This window comes from Frankia sp. AgKG'84/4 (assembly GCF_023242965.2).
In the GTDB taxonomy this organism is placed as follows: Bacteria; Actinomycetota; Actinomycetes; order Frankiales; family Frankiaceae; genus Frankia.
In genome coordinates this window covers 1-1,015 of record NZ_JALKFU020000822.1, presented here as the reverse complement: position 1 = coordinate 1,015, position 1,015 = coordinate 1, and the positions used below count along the sequence as shown (strand labels likewise).

Annotated in this window: 1 protein-coding gene; it reads left to right on the top strand. The window is 76.6% G+C overall.

Annotated elements, in window-relative coordinates; translation table 11 throughout:
• Positions 1 to 1,015 (top strand): amidase family protein (locus tag MXD58_RS25460; protein WP_250610217.1); only part of this gene is annotated, 1,015 nt, incomplete at both ends.

Here is a 1,015-nt window from a genome sequence, read left to right as displayed (position 1 = left end):
GTGGCGGCCTCCGGGCTCGGCGCCGTCTGTCACGTCGATGCCGAGGCGGCGCTCGCGGCGGCCGGGCGGGTCGACCTCGACCTGCCGCTCGCCGGAGTGCCGTTCGGGGTCAAGGAGCTGGAGCAGGTCGCCGGCTGGCCGCGCGCCGACGGCTCGTCCCCGCTGCGCCACCGCCGGTCCACCTGTACGTCCACCCAGGTCACCCGCCTGGTGGCGGCCGGAGCCATCCCGGTCTTCCAGACCACCTCGAGCGAGCTCGCCCGCGGCGACGACACGGTCGGACGGCTGCACGGGGTCACCCGCAACCCGTGGCACCCGGACTACTCCGCCGGTGGCTCCTCCGGGGGCAGCGCGGCGGCGGTCGCCGGCGGCCTGGCGACGCTCGCGACCGCCACTGACGGCGGCGGGTCCAGCCGGCAGCCCGCTGCCTTCTGCGGCCTGCCGGGGCTGAAGAACACCTGGCGGATCGTGCCGGGCGGCCCGGAGCCGGTGATCGAGCCGCTCACCGTGGTGACGACGACCCTGGCCCGTTCGGTCCGGGACATGGCCCGCGTCCTCGACGTGACGGCCGGGTTCGACCCGCGTGATCCCTACAGTGCGCCCGGCCCGGTCGGGGGGCTGCGGTTCGCCGCGGGCCTCGGCGGCGTCGAGACCCGCGGGCTGCGCGTCGCGTGGATGCCCGAACTGGGCGGTGCCCAGCCCGATCCGGGGGTGCTCGCCACCGTCGCGGACACCTTCGAGGACCTGGTCGGCGCTGCGGGGCTTCGCCAGGTGTCCGCGCCGGCCGTGCGGGTGCCGCCGCTCGCGGGAGGCTTCGCCGGGATCGCCGCGCTGCGGATCCACCGCTGGCTGGCGCCGCACTGGCCGGCGGCGGCGGGCGAGCTCACCGAGGACATCCGCGGGGTGATGCTGGGGGTCCAGTCGATGGACCCCACCGTGCTCGCCGGCCTCGACGACTACCGGATCGCCGTGATCGAGGCTGTCGCCGGGATGTTCGAGGCGGTCGACCTGGTGG